Here is a 24,607-nt window from a genome sequence, read left to right as displayed (position 1 = left end):
GCATGAACGTACAACCCGTCCAGGACCTGCCCGAGTTCGCCACGTGGCTCAATGCCGCGCCGACCACCCTGACCGAACTGCGCGGTCGCCCGGTGGTGCTGGCCTTCGTCAACGCCGCCTCGGTCTGGTGCGCGCACCGGCTGGCCGAGCTCGGCCAATGGCAGTCGCGCAACCCCGGCAAGCTGCAGGTGCTGGTGCTGCAGGTACCGCGCTTCGACTTCGAGCGCGAACCGGAGCAGGCGCTGAAGCTGCTGCGCCGCCAGGGCGTGACCGTGCCGGCGCTGCTGGATGCGGACTGGGACGGCTGGCGCCGGTTCAACATCACGGCGTGGCCGACCCTGGTCCTGCTGGACGCGCAGGGGCGCGAGGTTGACCGCCTGGTCGGCTTCGGCGACGAGCTGGACCGCGCGCTCAACAGCCTGTGCCAAGGGACGTCGAGTCCGCTCGATGTCGATGCCTCGCGGCAGCGTGAGCTGCATCCCGAACCGCGCGTGCCGATGCTGTTCCCGACCGCGCTGGCGGTGAGCACCGAGCGGCTGTACATCGCCGACAGCGGCCACCATCGCATCCTCGAATGCAGCCACGCCGGGCGGGTGCTTCGCCAGTTCGGGCTGGGCACCGCCGACATGATGGACGGCGGCCCGGGCGAGGCCGCGTTCAACCGGCCGCAGGGCCTGGCGCTGGAGCGCGAGTGGCTGTACGTGGCCGACACCGGCAACCACGCGCTGCGCCGGATCCACCTGCTGACCGGCCAGGTCGACACGCTGTGCGGCAATGGCCGCCCCGGCGACCCGCGCGAAGGCGCGGTAGGCGATCCCCGGCAGACGCCGCTGAACCACCCGCAGGGGCTGGCCGTGGCCGACAACCAGGTGCACATCGCCATGGCCGGCGACAACCGCATCTGGAGCTACCACCTGGGCCAGCGCACGCTGTCCTGGCGCGCCGGCTCCGGTGCCATGGACGAGCGCGACGGCAGTGGCCATCTGGCCGCGTTCGCGCAGCCGGCCGCGCTAGCGGCGGTGCAGCAGGTGCTGTACGTGTGCGACGCGCTCGGCTCGTCGATCCGGTCGATGCAGCTGCGTGGCGACCTGGTACAGACGCTGGTGGGGCAGGGGATGTGGGCGTTCGGCGAGCAGGATGGCCCGCGCACCACTGCCCAGCTGCAGTACCCCCAGGCGATCGCGATGAGTCCGGATGCGCCCGTGCTGTGGATCGCCGATGCCGGCAACGGGCGCCTGCGCACGCTGCGCCTCGGCGGCGGCGAATTGAACACCGTGGAGCTGCCGCGGCGGCTGCATGGGCCGGCCGGCCTGGCGCTGGGCGGCGGGGCGGTGTGGATCGCCGAGACCGATGCCCACGCCGTACTGCGTTTCGACCCCGTCAGCGGCGTACTGAGCGACGTGCCGATCAGCGAATGACCCCGAATACCGCTCCGGCCTTCGATGGAAAGGCATTCGCGGCCCATCTGAGTACCGCGCCCGGCGTGTACCGCATGTACGCCGCCGACGACACCCTGCTGTATGTCGGCAAGGCACGCGCGCTGCGCAACCGCGTTGGCAGCTACTTCAACGGCGCGCCGAAGACCACGCGGATCATGTCCATGCTCTCGCAGGTCGCGCGCATGGACGTGACCGTCACCCGTTCCGAGTCCGAAGCGCTGCTGCTGGAAAACCAGCTGATCAAGTCGCTGACGCCGCGTTACAACGTCTCGCTGCGCGACGACAAGACCTATCCGCACGTGCTGCTGACCCGCGAAGACTGGCCGCGCATCGCGCTGCACCGTGGGCCGCGCGCGGTGCCGGGCCGGTATTTCGGTCCGTACCCGGGGGTGACCGCGGTGCGCGAAACCCTCAACCTGATGCACAAGCTGTTCAAGCTGCGCAGCTGCGAGGACAGCGTGTTCCGCAACCGCTCGCGGCCCTGCCTGCAGTACCAGATCGGCCGCTGCAGCGCGCCCTGCGTGGACCTGGTGGCCGCCGACGACTACGCCGAATCGGTGCGGCGTGCCTCGATGTTCCTGGAAGGCAAGAGCGACCAGCTGGCGCGCGAACTGGGCACGCAGATGCAGGCGGCCAGCGAAGCGCTGGAATTCGAACAGGCCGCGCGCCTGCGCGACCTGGTCACCGCGCTGCGCAGCATGCAGACCCGCCAGTACGTGGATGGGCGCGCCGCCGACCTGGACGTGCTGGCCTGCGCCACCCAGGGCGCCAGTGCCTGCGTGATGCTGCTGGCGTTCCGCGACGGCCGCAACATGGGCACGCGGCCATTCTTCCCGCGCACCAACGGCGAAGAAAGCGCGGACGAAGTGCTGGGTGCCTTCGTGTCGCAGTACTACGCCGAGCATTCACCGCCGCGCGAGATCCTGCTGGACCGCGAGATTCCCGATGCCAGCCTGATCGAATCGGCGCTGAGCGCCTCGGCCGAGGCCAAGGTGCAGTTGAAGTGGAACGTGCGCGGCGAACGGGCCGGGTATGTCGAGCTGGCCAGCCGCAATGCGCAGATCACGCTGGTCAGCGAACTCACCAGCCGCAGTGCCCAGCATGCGCGCAGCGAAGACCTGCGGCAGATGCTGGGCCTGGCCGAGCAGGTCAAGCGCGTTGAGTGCTTCGACATCAGCCACACCATGGGCGAAGCCACCGTGGCGTCGTGCGTGGTGTTCGACGCCAGCGGTCCGGTGCGCAGCCAGTACCGCCGCTTCAACATCAGCGGCATCGAGCCCGGCGATGACTACGCCGCCATGCGCCAGGCCATCGACCGCCGGTTCCGCCGCGCGGTGGAAGAAGAAGGCGTGCTGCCGGACCTGCTGCTGATCGACGGCGGCGCCGGCCAGTTGGCGCAGGCACAGGCCGCGCTGGCCGACCTCGGCGTGGAAGGGGTGATGCTGGTGGGCGTGGCCAAGGGCGTGGAGCGTCGCGCCGGGCACGAGGCGCTGGTGATGCCCGATGGCCGCGAGCTGCGCCCGGGCGCGGCGTCACCGGCGCTGCAGTTCATCCAGCAGGTCCGCGACGAAGCGCACCGGTTTGCGATCACCGGCCATCGCGGCCGCCGCCAGAAGGCGCGCATGACCAGCAAGCTGGAGGACATTCCCGGCATCGGGCCGCGCCGTCGCGCCAGCCTGCTGAAGCATTTTGGTGGACTGGTCGGCCTGAAAGCAGCCGGCGAAGCGGAAATCGCCAAGGTGGAGGGCATCAATGCTGCCCTCGCCGCACGCATCTACGCTAACCTACATGGACTGCCCACGCCTCCTGTGGCCGGCGAGTAGAGAGACGCAATGAAGTTGACCCTCCCCACCTGGCTGACGCTGCTGCGGATCGTGATGATCCCGGTGCTGGTGCTGGTGTTCTACCTTCCCTACACCTGGACCAATTTCGCCTCCGCCGCGATTTTTGGCATCGCCGCGCTGACCGACTGGCTGGATGGCTGGATCGCACGCCGCTACGACCTAGCCTCGGCGTTTGGTGCGTTCCTTGATCCGGTCGCGGACAAGCTGATGGTGGCCGTGGCGCTGTTCCTGATCGTGCAGGGCCACCCGACCCCGTGGATGGCGTTCTGGGCCGCGGTGATCGTCGGTCGCGAAATCGCGGTATCGGCGCTGCGCGAATGGATGGCAGAAATCGGCCAGCGTGCGAAGGTGCGGGTGGCGTTGATCGGCAAGATCAAGACCACCGCGCAGATGGTCGCGCTGTTGTGCCTGTTGTATTCGGTGGCGCCGAATACGCCGGTGTCCGATATCTGGATGGGCGAACCGGTGTTCCATATCGGCGACTGGACCCTGGCCATCGCCGCGGTACTGACCCTGTTCTCCGGCCTGCAGTACCTGCACGCGGCGTGGCCGAGCCTGCGCGAAGACGAACGCGCCGCGCGGGAAACCGCGCGCTTGAAAAAGAAGGGCTGAGGGCTGTTGACAGCACCGCGTTTGGCTGTAGAATTTCGCCTCCCAAGCGGGAATAGCTCAGTTGGTAGAGCGCAACCTTGCCAAGGTTGAGGTCGCGAGTTCGAGTCTCGTTTCCCGCTCCAGATTCAAGAAAAAAGCGACCTTCGGGTCGCTTTTTTCGTTGGCGGCGGCGCTTCATTCCCGCTTCACCGGCACTTCATGGCCGCCCCGCCTGCCGCCGCGATCCTGTGCGCCCGCATCCGCAGGAACGCATCGCAATGAACACCCCCAACGCCGCATACGACTGGGACCTGGTCGTGGTCGGCGCCAGTTTCGCCGGCGCCGCCTGCGCACTGGCCGCTGCCGAATTCGGCCTGCGCGTGTGCGTGCTGGAACGCAAGGAAGATCCAGGCGCGCGCCTGCATACCACCGGCATCCTAGTCAAAGAGGTCGTTGAACAGACCTGGCTGCAGCGCATTCCGCCCGCACTGCTGCAACGCGTGGAACGCGTGCGCCTGTACGCGCCGAACCTGCGCAGCGTGCAGCTGGCCGCACCGGGCTACTACTTCATGACCACCGACACGCCGAACCTGATGCGCTGGCTGGCAGCCGAACTGCCTGCGCATGGTGTCGAGCTTCGCCTGCAGCAGTCCTTCACCGAGGCCGTGCGCGATGGCGAGGGCTGGCAGGTGGCCGGGGCAGGGCGCACGCGCTACCTGGTGGGCGCTGACGGCGCCCGTTCGCGCGTGGCCCAGCGCACCGGGCTGGGGCGGGTGCACGACACCCTGTTCGGGATCGAGCAGGAATTTGCCGGCCTGCAGCTGCCAGAAGGTGGCGCGCTGCATTGCTTCGCCAGCCGTCGCTTCGCGCCCGGCTACATCGGCTGGGCGGCGCAGAACCCGACCGGAGTGCAGATCGGGCTGGCGCTGCGCCACGACCCCGCGCATGCGCGCCCGCCGGACCTGGCGGGTTTCCTGGCGCACATCCGCAGCGTGATCGGGCTGCCCGACGCGGCCCGCCCCGGCGCGACCCGCGCCGGGCTGGTCCCCTGTGGGCTCGCACGCGGGCCGATCGCGGCGCCGGGCGTGATCCTCACTGGCGACGCGGCCGGTATCGTCTCGCCGCTGTCGGCCGGTGGCATCCATTCGGCCTGGCGGCATGGCTGGACGGTCGGCGATGCGGTGGCCCGCCACCTGCGCGGCAGGGGGCCTGCGGCCGAAAGCGTCGCCGTCCGCGCCGCGCCCACGTTCCGGCGCAAACGGGTGCTGCGCTGGGCCATGGACCACCTGCAGGCGGATTGGCCGCTGGATCTGCTGCTGCAGTCCCGCTTGCTGCGGCGGGTGGCCGAACAGGTCTATTTTCATCGTCGCGGCATGCGCATGCACGGCTGAATACCGCTGCATAAACCTGTTGACGACGTGAAGGAATCCCGACACAATAGCGCTCCTTCGACGCAGGTGCCGGTCGCAGGACGCAGCAACACTGCGGGAATAGCTCAGTTGGTAGAGCGCAACCTTGCCAAGGTTGAGGTCGCGAGTTCGAGTCTCGTTTCCCGCTCCAGATTTCGACAGGGCCCCCCAGGGGCCTTGTTTTTCTCCGCGGTGGCACGCGGCGATGAAGTGTAAAAAGGCTGGTGTGTTACCCGCGGTTCCGGTAACATATGCGCCTGATTTTGCGGGAATAGCTCAGTTGGTAGAGCGCAACCTTGCCAAGGTTGAGGTCGCGAGTTCGAGTCTCGTTTCCCGCTCCAAATCCTGACCAGGCCCCGTTCTCGGGGTCTTGTTTTATAAGGTCACCGGCCTGGTGGCAGAGTGGTCATGCAGCGGACTGCAAATCCGCGTACGCCGGTTCAATTCCGACCCAGGCCTCCAGTAGTTCGACAAACCCCGCTTCGGCGGGGTTTTTCGTTTCCGCCCTTCACCTCGCCCGGACGAGCGCGCACCTACTGTGCAGTACCGTTTCGTGTCGAGGATGTTCGATGGATATCGCCTTGTGGTTTGCAGCCGTCGGCGCGCCCGGTTCGTTCTGGGATTCGCCCAGCAACGTCAGCGGCGTGGTCGTGCTGGGGTTTGGGCTGGCGGCCATCGTGCTTTCGTTCGGCCTGGCCAAGGTGTTCAAGCGCTTCAACGGCGTGGCCTGGATGGTACTGGGCGCCGGTGTGGCCATCAGCGCCTATGGCATCTGGCGGATGGGGGGCTGACCACCCGCCGGGCCACCGCCTGCTGACATCACAGTGTCAACGACCGCGCGGCATCCTGCCTGCGTGGGCAGGGGCTTGCCTGAACCATTCATGCCATGTTTGATCGCCTGTTCACCATTGGTTGACTTGGCGCGAAGGGCATGAAAGGGTGGAGTGAAACGTGGGTGAAGTCCCGCCGCCTCCCAGCGGCGGGGCGGCAGGCGCAAGCCTGACAGGGGGAATTGCTCGTCTTCGATGCAGGGCAGGTCCAAGGGAGGTCGTATGCGATACGGCGCGAATGACTTGGCTGACGGCGTCCGCACCGAGCTGGAGGCCAGCTACAGCAAGCATGGATGTGGGCCGGAGTTCTGGACCACCTACCAGCAGGTGCTTGAACGCCTGGTGCCGCAGGGCCGCGGCCGCACCCAGGTGACCAACGAACTGGCCCTGATCATTGAACAGCTCGGCATTGTCCGGCGCGCGCAGATGGTGCCGCCGCCCGACAACCGCACGCGCTGAAGCCCACCGCCCGGGGACGGCGGTTACAGGTAATGCAGACCGATACCGAGCAGTGCGGCCAGGCTCAGCAGCGCCGCCAGCGCGCGTGGGCGCAGCCAGCGCCGTGGCCGGCCCTGCACGGCGTTCTCGCTGGCGACCTGGATCAATCCGGTGGGAAACTGCCACGCACGCATCTGCGCATCGCAGGCATCCACGCACGCGCCACAGGCGATGCAGTCCGGCTGCGGCCCGGCGCGCACGTCCAGCTGCATGGGGCACTCGCGTACGCAGGCAGCGCAGTCCAGGCAATCGCCAAGGCGATCGTCGGCGAAGCGCGGCGGCGGGCCGGCCAGGGCCGGGTGCGCCGCACGGAAGGCGTAGTCGCTGGCACTGGTCGGATCGAGCAGGCCACGCCCGCGTTGCAGTACCGAGCCCTGGCCGCGTTCGCGCGGCCCGCGCGGTTCGGCACGGCGGGCGTCGTAGCAGACCTGCGGGGTGTCGGCATCGCATAACACCGGGGCCACCCGCGCATACGGGCACAGGTCGATGCAGACCTGTTCGCGCAGGAAACCGGCGTTGGCCCACGCGGCCGTGGCGTAGAACAGCACCCAGAACGTTTCCCAGCCGCTCCAGCGGGACGGCCAGAAGCCGGTCACCAGCGGCTGGATCGGGCTGAACAGGCCGACGAAGGTGATGCCGGTCCATAGCGCGATCGCGGCCCAGGCCAGGTGTTTGACCAAGCGGGCAAGGGCCGGCGGGCGCAGCCGTCGCGCGGTGCTGCGTTCAATCCAGCGGAACAGGCCGCTCCACAATGTCTGCGGGCAGGCATGCCCACACCAGACCCGCCCCGCCAGCGTGGTGAGCAGCACCAGCGTGCAGGCCAGCACGGCGACCAGCCCGAACAGCACGCCAACGTCCTGCGGCCACAGGGTCAGCCCGAACAGATCGAAGCGGCGCGCGGGCAGGTCGAACAGCAGCGCCTGGCGCCCGTTCCAGCGCAGCCAGGGCAGGGCGTAGAACAGCCCGAGCAACGACGCGGACACCACGGTGCGCCAGCGCAGGGCAGGGGGCGCAACCGGCGTCATCCCAGCGGCAGCTCGTCGTCATCGCGCGGCCGCGGCCGCAGCAGGTAGCCGGTGACCGCGCTGGCGGCAGCCGTCACCGACCAGAACATGAAGAAACCCAGCGTGTAGCCCAGTTCGCGGCTGATCGCCTGGTCCGGAAAGGTGATGTCACGCAGGCGCAACGGGTCCACGAAGGCGAAGAACACCGCGCAGGCCAACCCGGCGGCAACAAAGCTCGGCCACAGGACTGCGCCCCACTGCTGGATGAGCAGGCGGCGGCGGTTGCCAGGCGGGGCGTTCGGCGTGTCCATGGCCTGCACGGTAGGCCCTGCGACAGCACGCCACATTGATCCTGATCAAAGCGGCCAGCATCATGGCCGCATGTCCCCACCCGTCGCCGCCCCGATGCTGCCTGCCGCCTCCCTGGTGCTGTGCAGCGAGCAGGAAGTCACCCGCCTGGTGCACGACTTCTACGCCCGCGTGCGCCTGGACGACCAGCTGGGCCCGGTGTTCGAGGCGCGCATCCACGACTGGGACGCGCATCTGGCCCAGCTGGTGGATTTCTGGTCGGCCATGCTGCGTGGCACCCGGCGCTTCAACGGCAATCCGATGTCCAAGCACATGGCCATGCCGGAGCTGGAGCGCGCGCTGTTCGACCGCTGGCTGCTGCTGTTCCGCCACACCACCGCCGAACTGGGCAACCCGCCCATGCAGCAGCTGGCCGACGACGTGGCCACGCGTATCGCCGACACCTTCTGGCGGCGCATCCAGATGCAGCGCTGGCCTGAACTGCCGATCGCCGGAAAAACGCGCCCGGATTGATCTGGCTCAATGCAGGGCCGCCCGCCGGCGCGCACGCTGGCGCCATGGATACTCTTTCGCCTGCCGCCGCCGGGCTTGCCTGGCACTTCGATCCGGACCTGCTGCGTCGCCACGACCGGCCCGGCCCGCGCTATACCTCCTATCCCACGGCGCCGCATTTCCACGACGGCTTCGGCGAACACGGGCTGCGCGCCGCGATCGCGGCCAGCAACGTGGAGGCGCTGCCGCTGTCGTTGTACGTGCACGTGCCGTACTGCAGCAGCCCGTGCTTCTACTGCGGCTGCAACCGGGTGATCACCCGCGACCATGGCAAGGGCGTGGCGTATGTCGCGCGCGTGCTCAGCGAAGCCGACCTGATCGCGGGGTTGTTCGATGCCTCGCGCGAGGTGGTGCAGCTGCACCTTGGCGGTGGCACCCCGAACTTCCTGGCCGCCGCCCAGATGCGCGAGCTGATCGACGGCCTGCGCCAGCGCTTTTCGTTCAGCACCTCGGCCAGCCGCGATTTCTCGATCGAGCTCGATCCGCGCTTCGTCACCCGCGACGACATCGCCGTGCTGGGCGCGCTGGGCTTCAACCGGGCAAGCCTGGGCATCCAGGATTTCGACCCGGTGGTGCAGCGTGCGATCAACCGCGAGCAGGGCGTGGAGGCCACGCTGGAGGTACTGCGTGCCTGTCGCGAGCATGGCCTGCGCTCGGTCAACGTGGACCTGATCTACGGCCTGCCGCACCAGACCCTCGAAGGCTTCGCGCGTACCCTGGAAACGGTGCTGCGCGAACGCCCCGACCGGTTGGCGATCTATGGCTATGCGCACCTGCCGAACCTGTTCAAGGCGCAGCGGCAGATCCCCGATGCCGCGCTGCCCAGCCCGGAACAGAAGCTGGCCCTGCTGGGCCTGGCGGTGCGTCGGTTGTCGCTGGCCGGTTACCAGTACATCGGCATGGATCACTTCGCGTTGCCGGAAGAAAACCTCTCGCGCGCCCAGCGCGCCGGCCAGCTGCACCGCAACTTCATGGGCTACACCACGCACGCGCAGACCGACCTGGTCGGGCTGGGCGCCAGCGCGATCAGCCGGATCGGCAACAGCTACAGCCAGAACCCGCGCGAGTTGCCGGGCTGGGAAACGGCGGTGGATGCAGGGCGCCTGCCGGTGTGGCGGGGGCTCACCCTGGACGCGGACGATGCGCTGCGCGCCGCGCTGATCAACCAGCTGATGTGCCAGGGCGAAGTGGACGGCCGTGCGCTGGCCGCGCGCCACGGTGTCGATTTCGACCAATACTTCGCCGATGCGCTCACCGCGTTGACGGCGCTGGAGGCCGATGGCCTGGCCGGGTACCGCGACGGCGTGGTGCGTGCCACCGCGCGTGGGCGTCCGCTGCTGCGCCTGCTGGCGATGTGCTTTGACCGTTACCTGGCCCAGCCCGAACAGCCGGTGCGCTATTCGCGGGCGATCTGAGGTGGTGCCCGGAGCCGGAATCGAACCGGCATGGGGTTGCCCCCGGCGGATTTTAAGTCCGATGCGTCTACCAGTTTCGCCATCCGGGCGGCGCTGCGGAGGGATTGTAGCGGAATCCAGCAGGGCGCTAGCATCAGGCTTTCCTGCTCCGGGCGATCCTGCATATGCTGAAACTGCACATCGGCAACAAGAACTACTCCTCGTGGTCGATGCGGCCGTGGGTGCTGATGACCCAGGCCGGCATTCCCTTCGAGGAGGTCGTGCTGCGCTTTGACAGCTTCGACCCGGACTCGCAGTTCAAGCGCAGCGCCGAAGCCTTGTCGCCCTCGGGGACCGTGCCGGTGCTGGTCGATGGCGCGCTGGTCGTCTGGGATTCGCTGGCCATCGCCGAATACCTGGCCGAGCGTTTTCCGGAACGGGTGCTGTGGCCGCAGGATCGCAGCGAACGTGCGCTGGCCCGGAGCGCCACCGCCGCGATGCACAGCGGATTCGGCGCGCTGCGTTCGCACTTTCCCATGAACATCGAAGCGCAGCTTCCCGAGGTCGGGGCGCGGGTACTGCGCGAACAGCCGGACGTGGTAGCCGACCTGCAGCGCCTGCTGGCGCTCTGGGAGCGGTTGCTTGCGCGCCACGAGGGTCCGCTGTTGTTTGATCGCTTCAGCATCGCCGATGCGTTCTTCGCGCCGGTGGTGATGCGCCTGCACACCTATGCCGTGCCGGTGTCGCCGCGCGTGGCCGCGTACATGCAGCAGGTGCGGGCACTGCCGGGCGTGCAGGCGTGGATCGCGGCGGCGCTGGACGACCACGATTTCCGCCCGTTTGAAGAACCCTACCGGCAGGCACCGGATCGGGGCTGACATGGCGAAGATGGCAGCGGCGGGCGCGATGCTGGTGTGGCTGGCCTGCGCGGGCGTGCCCGAGGGCAGGGCGCAGCAGGCACCGCCCGAGGTGGTCGACCTGGCGCCGGTGGTGGTCTCCGGCGTGCAGCCCGGCCCGGGCATGTGGCGGGTCACCAATGCGCAGGGCCACGCGCTGTGGATCCTGGGCACGGTATCGCCGCTGCCGGCCAGGCTGGACTGGCGCGCCGACGAGGTCAAGGCGGTGATCGCCAGCGCCGATGCGGTGCTGGGGCCGCCGGGCTGGACGCTGGATGCCGATGTCGGCTTTTTCAGCCGGCTGACCCTGCTGCCCTCGGCCATGAAGGCACAGCACGACCCGCAGGGCCGGCGCCTGCAGGAGATCCTGCCACCGGCGCTGTATGCCCGGTGGCAGCCGCTCAAGACGCGCTACCTGGGCCGCGGCAACGGGGTGGAGAAGGACCGTCCGCTGGTGGCCGCCACCCGCCTGTATGTGGCGGCCCTTGACGAGGTCGGGCTCAGCCCGCGCTCCAGCGTCGGCAAGCTGCTGGAAAAGGCGTACAAGGCGCGCGGCCTGACCCCGGTGGTGACCCGCGTGGTGATCAAGGTCGACGATCCGCGCGCCGCGCTGAAGGAAGTGCGGGCCAGCCCCCTGCAGGATGTGGATTGCCTGCAGCGCACCCTGGACGTGGTGGAACACCAGCTGCCTCTGCTGGTCGAGCGCGCCAACGCATGGGCGGTGGGCGATATCGACGCCCTGCAGCAGCTGGCCCTGAAGAGCCAGTACGACGCCTGCGTCGGTGCCATCGCCAGCAGCGAGCTGGGTCGCCGCCGTGGCATGGCGGACCTGGATGCACGCTCGGCCGACAAGTGGATGGCCGCGGCGCGGGAGTCACTGGCCAGGCACCCGGTGACCTTCGCCACCGTGTCGGTGCATGCCCTGGCCGAACCCGGCGGCTACCTCGAGCGCCTGCGCCAGGCCGGCTACAGCGTGGAATCGCCCTGAGCCGCGTCGTCGCCTATCACCCCCGCAGCCTTCATGGCATAGTCATGTGGACTTCACCGGGGGGTGCATATGGCGTTGCGGGCGTTCGCCTATGTGAGCGAAGCAGTGGAGGGTATCGATGGCGCCGACATCGACCGCATCCTCGTTGAAGCATCAGGCTTCAACCGGGTGGCCGGCGTCACCGGCGTGTTGATGTTCGACGGCCGCCGCTTCCTGCAGTACATCGAAGGCCCCGACGATGGCGTGGCCCCGGTCGAGCAGCGCGTGATCAACGCGCGCAGCCACCAGCGCATGCGCGAACTCGCGCGGGGGGACGTGGCGACCCGTCACTTCCCGCGCTGGACGATGGCCTCGGCCCGGATCGAACCGGAGGTGATGGATGCCATCGTGGACGTGGACTGGAACGGATTCTCCGCCGTCGCACCGGTGGAGGGCCAGCGCCGGATCGGTTTCGCGCGCCTGCTCGAAGTGTGGACCGGCGTGTCCGGCGAGCTCGAACCGGCGGCGGTGACCCTGGGGTCCTGATCCCCGGTGTTCGTAACACAAAGATCACAGGTCGGTCCTTACCATGTGCCTACCAGCTGTGACCGGTCCGGGGTATGCCCCCGGGGTTGTCTGAAAGGGAAGTAACCGCAGCTGGACCACTTGTTGGCCGTCGTCCGTACTCTCCGCGGGCGGCGGCTTTGTTCTTTGTGGCGCAGCGCCGGCCGCGTTAGGCTTGTCGCATCTGTTCCCTGGTGGTGCCCCGCATGATCGATCGTCCCCCTGCATTCCTGTTGCCGCGCCTGCGCGCGCCTGCGAGGCTGGCCGGATGACGGCGGCGGACCGCGCCGCACAGGCGCGCATCGGCGTGATCGGGCTGGGGTATGTCGGCCTGCCGTTGACGGTGGCGTTCGGGGCGCAGCTGCCCACGCTCGGGTACGACATCGACCACGCGCGCGTGGCCGAACTGCAGCAGGGCCACGACCACACCCTGGAAATGTCGGCGGACGAACTCGCCGCTGCGGTGCACGCGCGCTACAGCGTCGACCCTGCCGACCTGGCCGCGTGCACCGTCTATATCGTGACCGTGCCCACCCCGATCGACGCGCACGAACAGCCGGACCTCGGCCCGCTGCGCGATGCCAGCATCCTGATCGGCAGCGTGCTCAAGCCCGGCGACCTGGTGATCTACGAATCCACCGTCTACCCCGGCACCACCGAAGAGGTCTGCGTACCGTTGCTGGAAGCCGGCTCGGGGCTGCGTTTCAACCAGGACTTCCATTGCGGCTACAGCCCGGAACGGATCAACCCGGGCGACCGCCAGCGGCGCCTGCCCGACATCCGCAAGATCACCTCTGGGTCCACCCCGGAGATCGCCGCGCTCGTCGATGCGCTGTACGCGCGCATCATCACCGCCGGCACCTGGCCGGCGCCGTCGATCCGCGTGGCCGAAGCGGCCAAGGTGATCGAGAACATCCAGCGCGACGTCAACATCGCGCTGGTCAACGAGCTGGCGCTGATCTTCGACCGGCTCGGCATCGACACCCAGGATGTCCTCGACGCCGCCGGCAGCAAATGGAACTTCCTGCCGTTCCGCCCCGGCCTGGTCGGGGGCCACTGCATCGGCGTGGATCCGTACTACCTGCTGCACAAATCCGAAAGCGTGGGCTACCACCCGGACCTGATCCACACCGCGCGGCAGGTCAACAACCGCGTCGGCGCGCACGTGGCCCAGCGCGTGCTGGCACTGCTGGCCAGCCGCGGCAAGGCCGGGCAGGGCGCACGCGTGCTGGTGCTGGGGGTGACCTTCAAGGAAAACTGCCCGGACCTGCGCAACAGCCGTGCGCTGGAACTGGCCCAGGCCCTGCAGGCCAGCGGCGCGCAGGTGCATGTGCAGGATCCCTGGGTCGGCCCGGCCACGCTGGAAGGCAGTGGCGTGCAGTGGGTGGAGCAGCCCGACCCGCAGGGCTACGACGCGGTGGTGCTGGCGGTGGCGCACGATCGTTTCCGCACGATGGACACGGCACGGATCCGCGCGCTGCTGGCACCGGATGGGATCGTCTACGACGTGAAGTCGGTCTGGCCACGGGACGTGGTCGACGACCGCCTGTAAACTCGACTGCAGTTGTTGATCGAGGAAAGCCATGCATCGTTACCTGGTCTACGTGCTCGCCATCCTGCTGCTCCCGGTCTCGTTGTACCTGGCCGAGTACTGGGCCGCCTGGTACTGGGGCGTGGGCATCAGTGCGGCGATGGTCATCCTGGGCACCTGGGACCTGCTGCAGAAGCGCAGCACGCTGCGTCGCAACTACCCGGTCATGGCGCACTTCCGCTACGGGCTGGAATCCATCGGCCCGGAAATCCGCCAGTACTTCGTGCAGAGCGATCTGGAGGACGTGCCGTTCTCGCGCCAGCAACGCGCGCTGATCTACCAGCGCTCCAAGAATGAAATGGAGGTGGTGCCGTTCGGCACGCTGCGCAGCACCTACGCGGTGGACTACGAATGGATCAACCATTCGCTGGCGCCGACCGAAGTGGCCGACCACGACTTCCGCGTGCTGATCGGGCCCAACTGCGCCAAGCCGTATTCGGCCAGCGTGTTCAACATCTCGGCCATGAGCTTCGGCTCGCTGTCGGCCAATGCGATCCGCGCGCTCAACGAAGGCGCGCGCCGCGGCGGTTTCTACCATGACACCGGCGAAGGCTCGATTTCGCCCTACCACCGCGAGATGGGCGGCGACCTGGTCTGGGAAATCGGCTCCGGCTATTTCGGCTGCCGCGATGAGCACGGCGGTTTCAGCGAAGAACGTTTCGTCGCCAACGCCAACACCGACCAGGTGAAGATGATCGAGATCAAGCTGTCGCAGGGCGCCAAGCCCGGCCACGGCGGGGTGTTGCCGGCGGCCAAGGTCAGCGCCGAGATCTCGGCCACGCGTGGCGTGCCGATGGGCGTGGACTGCGTGTCGCCGTCGAAGCATTCGGCGTTCAACACACCGGTGGAACTGCTGCAGTTCGTGGCGCGCCTGCGCGAGCTGTCCGGTGGCAAGCCGGTGGGCTTCAAGCTGGCCATCGGCCATCCGTGGGAATGGTTCGGCATCGCCAAGGCGATGCAGGAAACCGGGCTGCTGCCGGATTTCATCGTGGTCGACGGTGCCGAAGGCGGCACCGGTGCCGCGCCGGCCGAGTTCATCGACCATGTCGGCGTGCCGATGCATGAAGCACTGCTGCTGGTGCACAACACGCTGGTCGGCCTGGACCTGCGCGACCGCGTCCGGGTCGGCGCGGCGGGCAAGGTCAGCAGTGCGTTTGAGATCGCGCGCACCATCGCGCTGGGCGCGGACTGGTGCAACGCCGGGCGGGGCTTCATGTTCGCGCTCGGCTGCATCCAGTCACTGAGCTGCCACAGCGACCGCTGCCCGACCGGTATCGCCACCCAGAATCCGAGCCGCTGGCGGCACCTGGATCCGGCCGACAAGGCCACCCGCGTGCACAACTACCACGAGAACACCCTGCGTGCGCTGCGCGACCTGCTGTGTGCGGCCGGCCTGCAGCATCCGGCCGAACTGGGGCCGGAACACATCGTACGCCGCGTCTCGCCGGTGGAGATCCGCTCGCTGGCCTCGCTGTACCGCTACCTCACCCCCGGCGAACTGCTGCGCCGGGTGCCGGACCACGCGGTCTTCCACGACTTCTGGGCGGATGCGCGCAGCGACTCGTTCCAGCCGCCCGCGCGCATCCAGGCGTTGCGCAACAGCAAATCGCGTTAGCGCGCGAGGTATTCGACGACACCGCGCCCCGCCCGCAACCCGCTGGCGAAACACGCGGTCAACAGATAGCCGCCGGTGGGGGCTTCCCAATCCAGCATCTCGCCGGCGCAGAACGTGCCGGGAACGTCGCGCAACATCAGCGCCGCATCCAGCGCTTCCAACCGCACGCCGCCGGCGGTGCTTATCACTTCGTCGAGCGGCCGCGGGCGCAGCGGCGACAGCGTGAGCCGCTTCAACGCGGCGGCGATGGTCTCTGCCGGCAGCTGGCCGGCATCCTTGCCCAGCACTTCAAACAACAGCGCCGATTTCACCCCGCCCAAGCCGAGCTGGCGGCGCAGGTGTTCGCCGAAGCTGCGGCCCTGGCGGGGCTTGTGCAGCTTGTCCAGCAGCTGCGCTTCGGTCTGCCCGGGCAACAGGTCCAGCTGCAGCTGCGCCTGGCCATCGCGCGCCAGGGTGTCGCGCAGGTCCGCGGCGAGCGCGTAGATGAGGCTGCCTTCAATGCCGTTGGCCGTGATCACGCATTCGCCCTGCTGCGTGTGTTCGCGGCCATCGAGGCCCGTCCAATGCGCGACCACCGGCTTCAGCGGGGCACCGGCCTGGCGGTCGCGGAAGTAGGGCGTCCAGTCGATGTCGAAACCGCAGTTGGCCGGCTTGAGCGGCGCGATTTCGATGCCGCGCGCGTCCAGCGGTGCCACCCATGCGGCGTCCGAGCCCAGCTCGGGCCAGCTGCCACCGCCCATCGCCAATACCACCGCATCGGCCTGCACCGTGGCAACGCCTTCCGGTGTGTCGAAGCGCAGCGCGCCGTCCTCCTGCCACCCGCTCCAGCGATGCTGCACGTGGAAGCGCACGCCCTGTTCCTTCAGCCGGCGCACCCAGCCGCGCAGCAGCGGGGCGGCCTTGCGGTCGACCGGGAACACCCGCCCGGACGTGCCGACGTAGGTCTCCACGCCAAAGCCCGCGGCCCACTCACGCAGCGCGGGGCCGTCGAAATCGGCCAGCCACGCGCCAACCTCGGCCGCACGCTCGCGGTAGCGGGCCACGAACACGTCCTGCGGATCGGAATGGGTCAGGTTCAAGCCGCCCTTGCCCGCGATCAGGAACTTGCGCCCGGGCGAGCCCTTGGCCTCGTACAGGTCCACGGCGTGGCCGGCGGCGCGCACGGTCTCGGCCGCCATCAGCCCGGCCGGGCCGCCGCCGATGATCGCCACGCGTCGCGCAGGGAGGACGGGAGTGCTCATGCGGTTCAGCGCGGCTTGACGTCGAGCAGCTCGACATCGAACACCAGCGAGGCGTTCGGCGGAATCGGGCCGGCGCCGGAGGCACCGTAGCCGTAGTCGGCCGGAATCATCAGGGTGCGCTTGCCGCCGACCTTCATGCCGGCAAAGCCCTCATCCCAGCCCTTGATCACCCGGCCCTGGCCCAGCCCGAAGCTGAACGGCTCGCCGCGGTCGACCGAGCTGTCGAACTTGGCGCCGTGCTTGTCGGCGGCCTTTTCGTCGTACACCCAGCCGGTGTAGTGGACCACGATGGTGCTGCCCGGGGTCGCCTCGGCGCCGGTGCCCGGCTGGGTGTCGATCTTCTCGAAGGTGGCGATGCTGCCGCCCGGCGGCGGGCCGGGCGGGGTGCAGGCGGCCAGCAGCGAGAGCAGCGCGGGGACGAGCAGGAACTTCGGCAGAGCACGCATGGGCGGCACCGGATGGAAAATGGGACGCAAGGGTAGCGCATCGCCGGGCGCTATCATGGGCGCATGTCGAAACTGCTGCTCAACCTGCGCAATGTCGCGGACGATGAAATCCAGGATGTGATCGCGCTGCTGGACCGGGCGGGCATCGCCCATTACCGCACCGAACCCAGCCCCTGGGGGATCTCCTTTGGCGGTATCTGGATCCGCGACGATGCCGACCAGGCCCGGGCCAAGGCCCTGATGGCCGAGTACCAGCAGGCGCGCGGCGAGCGGGTCCGCGCCGAACGCCAGGCCGCGCTGGCCGATGGCAGCGCCGAAACGTTCAGCACGCTGCTGCGGCGCCGCCCGTTGTTCGTGGTGGCTGTGCTGGCCGGCATGCTGGTGGCCGCCGCGCTGGTACTGCTGCCGTTCGTGCTGCTGCGCGGCTGAACGCCCGGTTGGGCGGCCGGGGCGGGCCCCGGGTAAAATGGGCGGATGATCGCCAATACCGCCGCCTACCATTTCACCCCGATCGCCGACCCGGAGGCGCTGTGCGCCACCTTGCTGGCGCGTGCCGAGGCCGGCGAGCTGCGCGGCACCGTGCTGGTGGCGGGCGAGGGCATCAACCTGTTCCTGGCCGGCCCTGAGGCCGGTATCGATGGCTTCTATGCCGCGCTGCGCGCCGACCCGCGCTTCGACGGGCTGCGGGTGAAGACCAGCTACAGCCAGATGCAGCCGTTCGCCCGGCTCAAGGCCAAGGTCAAGCCGGAGATCATCAGCTTCCGTATCGACGACGGCCAGCCGCTGGCCTACCCGCGCGCGCCGTCGGTCGATCCGGCCACGGTGCAGCGCTGGCTGCGCCAGGGCCATGACGACGCCGGCAAGCCCGTGGTGATGCTCGATACCCGCAATACCCAGGAAATCGAGTACGGCACCTTCCACGACGCGCTGGTGCTGCCGATCACCAAGTTCACCGACCTGCCCGAGGCGCTGGCCCCGCACCGCGAGGCACTGCGCGACAGCACCGTGGTCAGCTTCTGCACCGGTGGCATCCGCTGCGAAAAGGCCGCGCTGTGGATGCGCAACGACGGCATGGACAACGTGCTGCAGCTGGACGGCGGCATCCTCGGCTATTTCGAGGCCGTGGGCGGCGAAGGCTATGACGGCCGCTGTTTCGTCTTCGACGAGCGCGTGGCGCTGGATGCCGGGCTGAAGCCTCTGGTTGACCAGGCCGCCGATTGATATCGCGCAGGAATCACCATTCCGCCAGCGGCCATGGTGTCCGCACACGAGCGCCCCCATCAACGAGGGATAACCTTTGATGGAACGCGTCCATGCAACTGTCGATTCTTGATCTGGCCCCGGTCTGTGAGGGCAGCGACACCACCCAGGCCTTCGCCAACATGCTGGACCTGGCCCAGCACGCCGAAGGCTGGGGCTTCCACCGCTACTGGCTGGCCGAGCACCACAACATGCCCGGGATCGCCAGCGCCGCTACCGCGGTGCTGATCGGCCACGTGGCCGGCGGCACCCAGCGCATCCGCGTCGGCGCCGGCGGCATCATGCTGCCCAACCACTCGCCGCTGCAGGTGGCCGAACAGTTCGGCACGCTCGCCTCGCTGTATCCGGACCGCATCGACCTCGGCCTGGGCCGCGCCCCGGGCACCGACCAGCCGACCGCACGCGCACTGCGCCGCTACTTCGACAGCGCCGACCAGTTCCCGCAGGACGTGCGCGAGCTGCTGCACTACTTCGAGCCGGCACAGCCCGGCCAGGCCGTGCGCGCGGTACCCGGCGCGGGCATCCCGGTGCCGGTGTGGCTGCTGGGCTCCAGCCTGTTCAGTGCACGCCTGGCGGCGGCGATGGGCCTGCCGTTCGCCTTTGCCTCGCACTTCGCGCCCGATGCGATGGACGAAGCGCTGGCGGTCTACCGCCGCGAGTTCCGCGCCTCGCAGTACCTCACCGCGCCGTACGCGGTGCTGGGCCTGAACGTGGTGGCGGCTGAATCCGAAGCCGAGGCCAAGCGCCTGTTCACCACCCAGCAGCAGAGCTTCGTCAACCTGCGCCGCGGCCTGCCGGGCCTGATTCCGCCGCCGATCGACGATATCGAAGCGTTCTGGCAGCCGCACGAGAAGATCGGCGTGCAGAACGCGCTGGCCTGCGCGGTGGTGGGCGACCAGCGCCAGGTCAGCGAGGGCATGGCTGCGTTCGCCGCGCGGCACAAGCCCGACGAGCTGCTGCTCACCGCCAACATCTACGACCACGGCGCGCGCAAGCGTTCGTTCGGGTTGGCGATGCAAGCGTGGAAATCGGCGACGCGCTGATAGGTAGAGCCACGCCCTGCGTGGCTGGCGCATTCCCGACGCGAAGGCGACGTGACCGTCCGGTTCACGTCGCCATTTCCCGCAATCCGGTGTGATGGAGCTCCTTACTGCAGGAGTCACCGCATGGCCGACCATGATCGCCAGCAGCACATCGAACAGCTGGCCGAACTGATCCGCGACGTGGACATCGCCATGTTCACCACCACCGGCGTGGATGGGCGCCTGTACAGCCGCCCGCTGGGCACCCAGGAAGTCGAATTCGACGGCGACCTCTGGTTCGCCACTGCGGCCGACAGCCCGAAGGTGGCCGAGATCGCGCTCAACCCGCGCGTCAACGTGGCCTACGCCTCGCAGTCGAAAAACACCTACGTTTCGGTGGCGGGCATCGCGCGTATCGTCGACGACCGCGCCAAGGTGGAGGAACTGTGGTCGCCGCCGATGAAGCTGTTCTTCCCGGGCGGCAAGGACGATCCGAACCTGCGCCTGATCCACGTGCGTGCCGAATCGGCCGAGTACTGGGACGGCCCGGGCACGCTGCTGGGCAAGGCGTTGAGTTTCGTGCTCTCCGCAGTGAGCGATGACCCCAGCGCACTGTCCGACAACGGGGTGGTGGACCTGCGTTAGAACCAGCGCTGGAACAGCTCGGTCAGGTAGTGCACCACCTGGCCGGAGCTGAAGCTGAAGAACAGCACCGCGGCAATCGCGCCGATCCAGTTGACCAGCATCAGGGTGCCATCGCGCTCCAGCAGCGCCAGCGAGAACAGCAGCAGCTGGAACCCGAACAGATAGTTGGTGAACGGGATCGGGAGCGACAGCAGAACGCCGGTCAGCACCAGCAGCAGCCCGGTGAACGCATGCGCCGGCAACGGCACCAGGAAGGCCGGGCGACGCGGCTTGAGCATGCGATCCAGGCGGCGCAGCGCGCCGTCGATCTTCCCCAGGAATTTATGCATCGTGCCGCGACGCGGCCCGCGGTTGGCGATGAAGCCCGGCAGCCACGGCCGCCGCATGCCGCACAGCATCTGCACGCCGATCAGGATCACCAGCGGCCCGCTCACGGCGCCTCCCAGCCCGGGCACCGGAATGAACGACGGCAGGATCGCGATGAACAGGAACACCCCGAACGCGCTCTGCTGAAGGCCCTGCAGGATCTGCCCCAGGCGCAGGCGTTCGTCGGGATCGCCGTGGTCGAACATCGCCAGCAGCGTACGGATGCCTTCGTTCTGGTATTCCGGCCGGCTCTGGTCCGGCGCCGGGGACGGATCAGCCGGTGAGTTCATCGGTCTCCTCTTCGGCCAGCGTGCGCAGCAGCAGCTTGTCCACGCGCGCGCCGTCCAGGTCGACGATCTCGATCCGCCAGCCAGCCCAGTCGAAGTACTCCCCGGCATGCGGGATGCGGCCGAAGTAGTGGATGCACATGCCGGCCAGCGTGTAGTAGTCCCCGTCATCCGCATCAGGCAGTTCGGCGTTGCCCATCAGCTCACGCAGGTCTTCGATCGACAGCGAGCCATCCACCAGCAGCGAGCCGTCCTCGCGGGTCACCACCAGCGCGTCCTCGTCGACGTTCTCCACCGACTGCATGCGGCCGACCACCGCGCCCATCAGGTCGCTGATGGTCACCAGGCCCTGGATCTCGCCGTACTCGTCCACCACCAGCGCCATCGACTGCTGTTCCTCGCGGAAGATCTCCAGCAGCTTCATCGCATGGGTGGACTCGGACACATACAGCGGCTCGCGCAGCTGCTGGAACAGCGAGTGCTCATCGCGCACCAGGCGGGTGACCAGGCTCTTGACCTCGAGCACGCCGACGATGTCCTGGTCGTTGCCGCGGAACACCGGGTAGCGCGAGAACTCGTGCTCGCGCATGGCGGTCAGGTTCTTCTCCGCATCGGCCTGGGTATCCAGCCACGCAATCCGGTTGCGCGGGGTCATCAGGCTGTCGGCGGTACGGTCGCCCAGGCGCATCACCCGGTTCATCATGTCGCGCTCATGCGCGTCGATCACGCCGGCCTCGTGGCTTTCGGCCACCAGCATGCGGATCTCTTCTTCCGTCACGCTGGCCGCCTGGTCCTTGCCCAGCCCCAGCAGACGCAGCACCAGGCGGGTGGTATGCGAAAGCAGCCACACGAAGGGGAAGGCGATGCGGGCCAGGCCGCTCATGGGCAGCGCGACCAGTCCGGCGATGTCCTCCGAACGGGTGATTGCAAGGCGTTTGGGCACCAGTTCGCCGAAGATCAGCGTCAGGAAGGTGATCAGGGCCACGGCGAGGGTCTTGCCGATCACCTCCGACCACGGCTGCGGATCGTTGAACAGCGGGAAATTGGCCGACAGTGCCGGGAACATGCCCTGCAGGTGCTGGGCAATGGCGCTGCCGATGGCATCGCCGCCGTAAACACCGGTCAGGATGCCGATCAGGGTGATGCCGATCTGCACCGTGGACAGGAAGCTTTCGGGCTTCTCGGACAGTTCCAGCGCCCTCTGGGCCCGCGTGCTGGTGGCGGCCATCTGCTTGAGCCGGCTCTTGCGCGAGGTCATGACCGACATTTCGGACATGGCGAAGAAGCCGTTGAGCAGGATCAGGGCTAGGACAATAAGAAGTTCAAACACGGGCGTCGTCCCCGGTTGGTGGCAGGGAGGGCGTGTTCAAGCGCGGGCGGCTACCGGGCCAGGTCAAGCCTGGCGGGCGCGGCGGGGGATAAGGGTCGTCGTCCATAGAGTGCACCCGAAGGTGCCCGCGCATCTTAACAAAAGCCGGGGGGAGGGGTGCAAACAGGGTCGTTCAGGTGGCCCGGAGACGGCGTGAAGATGACGGGAGTACCCGGATTGGACATCAAACCGTCATAATTCCGCCCGGTGCCGTCCTTCCTCGACGGCGAATAGGTTTCTCAATGTTCTCTCTGCAGACCATTTTCGGCTCCGGCAAACAGTTCTACACCCTGCTGGACGAGGCTGCCCAGGCCGCCCACGACAGCGCCAAGGCGCTGCATTCGATGCTGCGCGACGCCGACCGGCAGCCGGCGCTCGACGCCTTCAAGCTGGCCCGCCTGCGCGAACGCGCCGCCTCGGACAAGATCAGCCAGGCGCTGGTGGACAGCTTCATGACCCCGATCGAGCGCGAAGACATCGAAGCGCTGGGCTCGGCGCTGTACAAGATTCCCAAGCAGGTCGAGAAGTTCGCCGACCGCTACTCGCTGGCCACCAAGCACCTGGAACACATCGATTTCGCGCCGCGCGCGGCGATGCTCGAGCAGGCCGCCAGCGTGGTCGTCGAGATGGTCCACGACCTGCGCAACATGAACCTGGACAAGATGACCGGGCTCAACGAAAAGCTGCGCGCGCTGGAAAACGAAGCCGACCGCCTGATGCTCGAGCTGTACCGCGACATCTACTCCGGTCGCCTGGACAACCTGCAGATGTTCCTGCTCAAGGAGTTCTTCGAGATCCTGGAAAAGGCCATCGACCGTTGCCGAGAGGCCGGTGTGGTGGCGTACCAGATCGTGCTGAAGAACAGCTGACGGACGCCACAGCATGCTGACCCTCGTTCTGGTGGTGATCCTGGCCGCGCTCGTCTTCGAGTTCATCAATGGCTTCCACGACACCGCCAACTCCATCGCCACCGTGGTGGCGACCAAGGTGCTCTCGCCCGGCTGGGCGGTGATGCTTGCGGCCTTCATGAACCTCATCGGCGCCCTGACCGGCACCGCCGTGGCGCTGACCATCGCCTCGGGCCTGCTCAACACCGGCGTGGTCGACGTGACCCCCCAGGTGATCCTGTGCGCGCTGCTGGGCGGCATCATCTGGAACCTGATCACCTGGTGGAAGGGCCTGCCGTCGTCGTCCTCCCACGCGCTGATCGGTGGCCTGTGCGGCGCCGGCCTGGCCGCGGCCCACAACAACTGGGACGCGCTGATCTGGTCCGAACGCATCGGCACCTGGGCGCAGAACAAGGGCCTGCTGTGGAAGGTGTTCCTGCCGATGATCACCTCGCCGATCGCCGGCTTCCTGCTCGGCATCGTGGTGATGCTGCTGCTGTGGGCGATCATCGCGGCCATGGCCAAGGCCGGTGGCTGGCTGGGCCGCCTGGCTCGCCCGCGCATCGTCAACGCGTTCTTCGGCAAGGCCCAGATCGTCTCGGCGGCCTACATGGGCTTCGCCCACGGCCACAACGACGCGCAGAAGACCATGGGCATCATCGCCATGACCCTGATCGGCGCCGAAGCGACCGGCGCACTGAACGACCTGCCGTCCTGGCTGGCCTTCATGCACCCGGACGCACACGCCGGTGACGGCATCGCCATGTGGATCGTGCTGACCTGCGCGGTGGTGATGGCTGCCGGTACCGCCTCGGGCGGCTGGAAGATCATCAAGACGCTGGGCCACAAGATGGTCAAGCTGCACCCGATCCACGGCTTCGCCGCAGAAACCAGCTCGGCCACGATCCTGACCCTGGCCGCGCACTTCGGCATGCCGGTCTCGACCACCCACAGCATCTCCACCGCCATCATGGGCGTGGGCTACGCCAAGAACCCGCGTTCGCTGCGCTTCGGCGTGATCGAGCGCATCGTCTGGGCCTGGATCCTCACCATCCCGGCGGCCGGCGGCTGCGCCTACCTGATCCTGAAGCTGTTCGAGCTGTTCGGCTGGACCTGATGGTTCTGGTTTGAAATGCGAAAAACCCGGCTTCGGCCGGGTTTTTTGTGTCTGTTGCGTGGTCGCGAAGAGCAGCGTTTTCATCGCTGCGAGCGGGGCGGCCGACGGGCAGCCCCCTACGGGACACGCCGTGAATCCATCCCTGGAGGCTTGTCAAAAACATCCATGTTTTTGACAGTCCCTACGGGGGCTGCCCGCCGACCACCCCCGACAGATGGTCGTTGGCGGATGGGAACGGCAGCCACGCAGGGCGTGGCTCTACGCGGCGGGTACTGGAGTCGGTAGCGTCGGTTCCCAAACGACGGCACGCAACGCCACCGCGGCCGGTAACGCAGGAAAACGATCGACACCGCCGTTGATCTTCCCGTGGCCACCAACTCACCGTCGAGGGTCGGCGGGGGCGGGTTTGCGGGACTGTCAAAAACATGGATGTTTTTGCCAAGCCTCCATGGATGGATTCACGG

General features: G+C 68.0%; 25 protein-coding genes and 5 tRNA genes. 23 read left to right on the top strand and 7 right to left on the bottom strand.

Features of this window, described 5'->3' with window-relative positions:
* Positions 1 to 2 precede the first annotated feature (2 nt).
* The 10 genes from QMX79_RS05110 (at position 3) to QMX79_RS05065 (ending at position 6,572) form a co-directional block, all read left to right on the top strand.
* Positions 3 to 1,418 carry a hypothetical protein gene (locus QMX79_RS05110; RefSeq protein WP_282245027.1) on the top strand — a complete coding sequence of 472 codons (1,416 nt, stop codon included), beginning with the start codon at positions 3 to 5 and terminating at the stop codon, positions 1,416 to 1,418.
* Entirely contained in the window at positions 1,415 to 3,262 is a 1,848-nt protein-coding gene (uvrC, locus tag QMX79_RS05105; protein WP_282245024.1) for an excinuclease ABC subunit UvrC, read from the top strand. The genes QMX79_RS05110 and uvrC overlap by 4 nt, the downstream gene beginning before the upstream one ends.
* Positions 3,263 to 3,271: 9 nt before the next feature.
* Positions 3,272 to 3,895 carry a CDP-diacylglycerol--glycerol-3-phosphate 3-phosphatidyltransferase gene (gene pgsA / locus QMX79_RS05100; RefSeq protein ID WP_282245022.1) on the top strand — a complete coding sequence of 208 codons (624 nt, stop codon included), beginning with the start codon at positions 3,272 to 3,274 and terminating at the stop codon, positions 3,893 to 3,895.
* A 46-nt stretch (positions 3,896 to 3,941) separates the two neighbouring features.
* Positions 3,942 to 4,017 (top strand) — tRNA-Gly (locus QMX79_RS05095).
* A gap of 135 nt (positions 4,018 to 4,152) precedes the next feature.
* On the top strand, positions 4,153 to 5,265 hold the full coding sequence (locus QMX79_RS05090; RefSeq protein WP_282245019.1) for an NAD(P)/FAD-dependent oxidoreductase: 1,113 nt from the start codon (positions 4,153 to 4,155) through the stop codon (positions 5,263 to 5,265).
* A gap of 93 nt (positions 5,266 to 5,358) precedes the next feature.
* Positions 5,359 to 5,434 (top strand) — tRNA-Gly (locus QMX79_RS05085).
* Positions 5,435 to 5,548: 114 nt separating this feature from the next.
* Positions 5,549 to 5,624, top strand: a tRNA-Gly gene (locus QMX79_RS05080).
* Positions 5,625 to 5,671: 47 nt separating this feature from the next.
* Positions 5,672 to 5,745 (top strand) — tRNA-Cys (locus tag QMX79_RS05075).
* A gap of 107 nt (positions 5,746 to 5,852) precedes the next feature.
* Positions 5,853 to 6,074, top strand: a complete 222-nt coding sequence (locus QMX79_RS05070) for a hypothetical protein (protein ID WP_068850768.1) — start codon at positions 5,853 to 5,855, stop codon at positions 6,072 to 6,074.
* 261 nt (positions 6,075 to 6,335) lie between these two features.
* Positions 6,336 to 6,572, top strand: a complete 237-nt coding sequence (locus QMX79_RS05065) for a hypothetical protein (RefSeq protein WP_068850770.1) — start codon at positions 6,336 to 6,338, stop codon at positions 6,570 to 6,572.
* A gap of 23 nt (positions 6,573 to 6,595) precedes the next feature.
* Here QMX79_RS05065 and QMX79_RS05060 read toward each other — a convergent pair whose 3' ends face one another.
* Both QMX79_RS05060 and QMX79_RS05055 read right to left on the bottom strand, forming a co-directional pair.
* On the bottom strand, positions 6,596 to 7,636 hold the full coding sequence (locus QMX79_RS05060; RefSeq protein WP_282245004.1) for a 4Fe-4S dicluster domain-containing protein: 1,041 nt from the start codon (positions 7,634 to 7,636) through the stop codon (positions 6,596 to 6,598).
* Entirely contained in the window at positions 7,633 to 7,926 is a 294-nt protein-coding gene (locus QMX79_RS05055; RefSeq protein ID WP_282245003.1) for a hypothetical protein, read from the bottom strand. The genes QMX79_RS05060 and QMX79_RS05055 overlap by 4 nt, the downstream gene beginning before the upstream one ends.
* 70 nt (positions 7,927 to 7,996) lie before the next feature.
* Here QMX79_RS05055 and QMX79_RS05050 point away from each other — a divergent pair, with 70 nt between their 5' ends.
* On the top strand, positions 7,997 to 8,437 hold the full coding sequence (locus tag QMX79_RS05050; protein WP_282245002.1) for a group III truncated hemoglobin: 441 nt from the start codon (positions 7,997 to 7,999) through the stop codon (positions 8,435 to 8,437).
* 44 nt (positions 8,438 to 8,481) lie between these two features.
* A complete protein-coding gene (hemN, locus tag QMX79_RS05045; protein WP_282245000.1) occupies positions 8,482 to 9,891 on the top strand; it encodes an oxygen-independent coproporphyrinogen III oxidase in 1,410 nt (469 codons plus the stop codon).
* A gap of 2 nt (positions 9,892 to 9,893) precedes the next feature.
* On the opposite strand, the gene QMX79_RS05040 is transcribed toward hemN, so the two are convergent.
* Positions 9,894 to 9,980, bottom strand: a tRNA-Leu gene (locus tag QMX79_RS05040).
* Positions 9,981 to 10,055: 75 nt separating this feature from the next.
* Between QMX79_RS05040 and QMX79_RS05035 the strand changes: the two genes are divergently transcribed.
* From QMX79_RS05035 to QMX79_RS05015, 5 genes are all read left to right on the top strand, one after another.
* Entirely contained in the window at positions 10,056 to 10,748 is a 693-nt protein-coding gene (locus tag QMX79_RS05035) for a glutathione S-transferase family protein (protein ID WP_282244999.1), read from the top strand.
* A 1-nt stretch (position 10,749) separates the two neighbouring features.
* Positions 10,750 to 11,754 carry a TraB/GumN family protein gene (locus QMX79_RS05030; RefSeq protein WP_282244997.1) on the top strand — a complete coding sequence of 335 codons (1,005 nt, stop codon included), beginning with the start codon at positions 10,750 to 10,752 and terminating at the stop codon, positions 11,752 to 11,754.
* Between the two features lie 69 nt (positions 11,755 to 11,823).
* The gene (locus QMX79_RS05025; protein ID WP_282244996.1) at positions 11,824 to 12,279 is read left to right on the top strand and encodes a BLUF domain-containing protein; all 456 of its coding nucleotides are present in this window, start codon (positions 11,824 to 11,826) and stop codon (positions 12,277 to 12,279) included.
* Between the two features lie 286 nt (positions 12,280 to 12,565).
* On the top strand, positions 12,566 to 13,849 hold the full coding sequence (locus QMX79_RS05020) for a nucleotide sugar dehydrogenase (RefSeq protein WP_282244995.1): 1,284 nt from the start codon (positions 12,566 to 12,568) through the stop codon (positions 13,847 to 13,849).
* A 31-nt stretch (positions 13,850 to 13,880) separates the two neighbouring features.
* On the top strand, positions 13,881 to 15,503 hold the full coding sequence (locus tag QMX79_RS05015; protein WP_282244994.1) for an FMN-binding glutamate synthase family protein: 1,623 nt from the start codon (positions 13,881 to 13,883) through the stop codon (positions 15,501 to 15,503).
* On the opposite strand, the gene QMX79_RS05010 is transcribed toward QMX79_RS05015, so the two are convergent.
* Positions 15,500 to 16,744: a TIGR03862 family flavoprotein gene (locus tag QMX79_RS05010; protein ID WP_282244993.1), complete on the bottom strand. Its 1,245-nt coding sequence runs from the start codon at positions 16,742 to 16,744 to the stop codon at positions 15,500 to 15,502. The genes QMX79_RS05015 and QMX79_RS05010 overlap by 4 nt on opposite strands.
* 5 nt (positions 16,745 to 16,749) lie before the next feature.
* The gene (locus tag QMX79_RS05005; RefSeq protein WP_282244992.1) at positions 16,750 to 17,190 is read right to left on the bottom strand and encodes an FKBP-type peptidyl-prolyl cis-trans isomerase; all 441 of its coding nucleotides are present in this window, start codon (positions 17,188 to 17,190) and stop codon (positions 16,750 to 16,752) included.
* Positions 17,191 to 17,253: 63 nt separating this feature from the next.
* Between QMX79_RS05005 and QMX79_RS05000 the strand changes: the two genes are divergently transcribed.
* The 4 genes from QMX79_RS05000 (at position 17,254) to QMX79_RS04985 (ending at position 20,117) form a co-directional block, all read left to right on the top strand.
* Entirely contained in the window at positions 17,254 to 17,619 is a 366-nt protein-coding gene (locus tag QMX79_RS05000; RefSeq protein WP_282244991.1) for a DUF6164 family protein, read from the top strand.
* A gap of 45 nt (positions 17,620 to 17,664) precedes the next feature.
* Positions 17,665 to 18,411, top strand: coding sequence for a sulfurtransferase (locus tag QMX79_RS04995; RefSeq protein ID WP_282244990.1), 747 nt, complete (start codon positions 17,665 to 17,667; stop codon positions 18,409 to 18,411).
* Between the two features lie 92 nt (positions 18,412 to 18,503).
* Entirely contained in the window at positions 18,504 to 19,493 is a 990-nt protein-coding gene (locus QMX79_RS04990; RefSeq protein WP_093534515.1) for an LLM class flavin-dependent oxidoreductase, read from the top strand.
* A gap of 123 nt (positions 19,494 to 19,616) precedes the next feature.
* A complete protein-coding gene (locus QMX79_RS04985; RefSeq protein ID WP_282244988.1) occupies positions 19,617 to 20,117 on the top strand; it encodes a pyridoxamine 5'-phosphate oxidase family protein in 501 nt (166 codons plus the stop codon).
* Here the strand turns inward: QMX79_RS04985 and QMX79_RS04980 are convergent.
* Both QMX79_RS04980 and QMX79_RS04975 read right to left on the bottom strand, forming a co-directional pair.
* The gene (locus QMX79_RS04980) at positions 20,114 to 20,773 is read right to left on the bottom strand and encodes an exopolysaccharide biosynthesis protein (protein WP_282244986.1); all 660 of its coding nucleotides are present in this window, start codon (positions 20,771 to 20,773) and stop codon (positions 20,114 to 20,116) included. The two genes, QMX79_RS04985 and QMX79_RS04980, sit on opposite strands and share 4 nt — an antisense overlap.
* On the bottom strand, positions 20,757 to 22,100 hold the full coding sequence (locus tag QMX79_RS04975; protein WP_282244985.1) for a hemolysin family protein: 1,344 nt from the start codon (positions 22,098 to 22,100) through the stop codon (positions 20,757 to 20,759). The genes QMX79_RS04980 and QMX79_RS04975 overlap by 17 nt, the downstream gene beginning before the upstream one ends.
* A 281-nt stretch (positions 22,101 to 22,381) precedes the next feature.
* Here QMX79_RS04975 and QMX79_RS04970 point away from each other — a divergent pair, with 281 nt between their 5' ends.
* Positions 22,382 to 23,008, top strand: coding sequence for a DUF47 family protein (locus QMX79_RS04970; protein WP_282244983.1), 627 nt, complete (start codon positions 22,382 to 22,384; stop codon positions 23,006 to 23,008).
* Positions 23,009 to 23,021: 13 nt separating this feature from the next.
* Positions 23,022 to 24,143 carry an inorganic phosphate transporter gene (locus QMX79_RS04965; RefSeq protein ID WP_282244982.1) on the top strand — a complete coding sequence of 374 codons (1,122 nt, stop codon included), beginning with the start codon at positions 23,022 to 23,024 and terminating at the stop codon, positions 24,141 to 24,143.
* Positions 24,144 to 24,607 lie beyond the last annotated feature (464 nt).

Origin of the sequence: Stenotrophomonas sp. PS02300, from assembly GCF_029959395.1 — a bacterium.
Taxonomy (GTDB): domain Bacteria; phylum Pseudomonadota; class Gammaproteobacteria; order Xanthomonadales; family Xanthomonadaceae; genus Stenotrophomonas; species Stenotrophomonas maltophilia_AD.
This window is presented reverse-complemented; position numbering and strand designations above follow the sequence as displayed.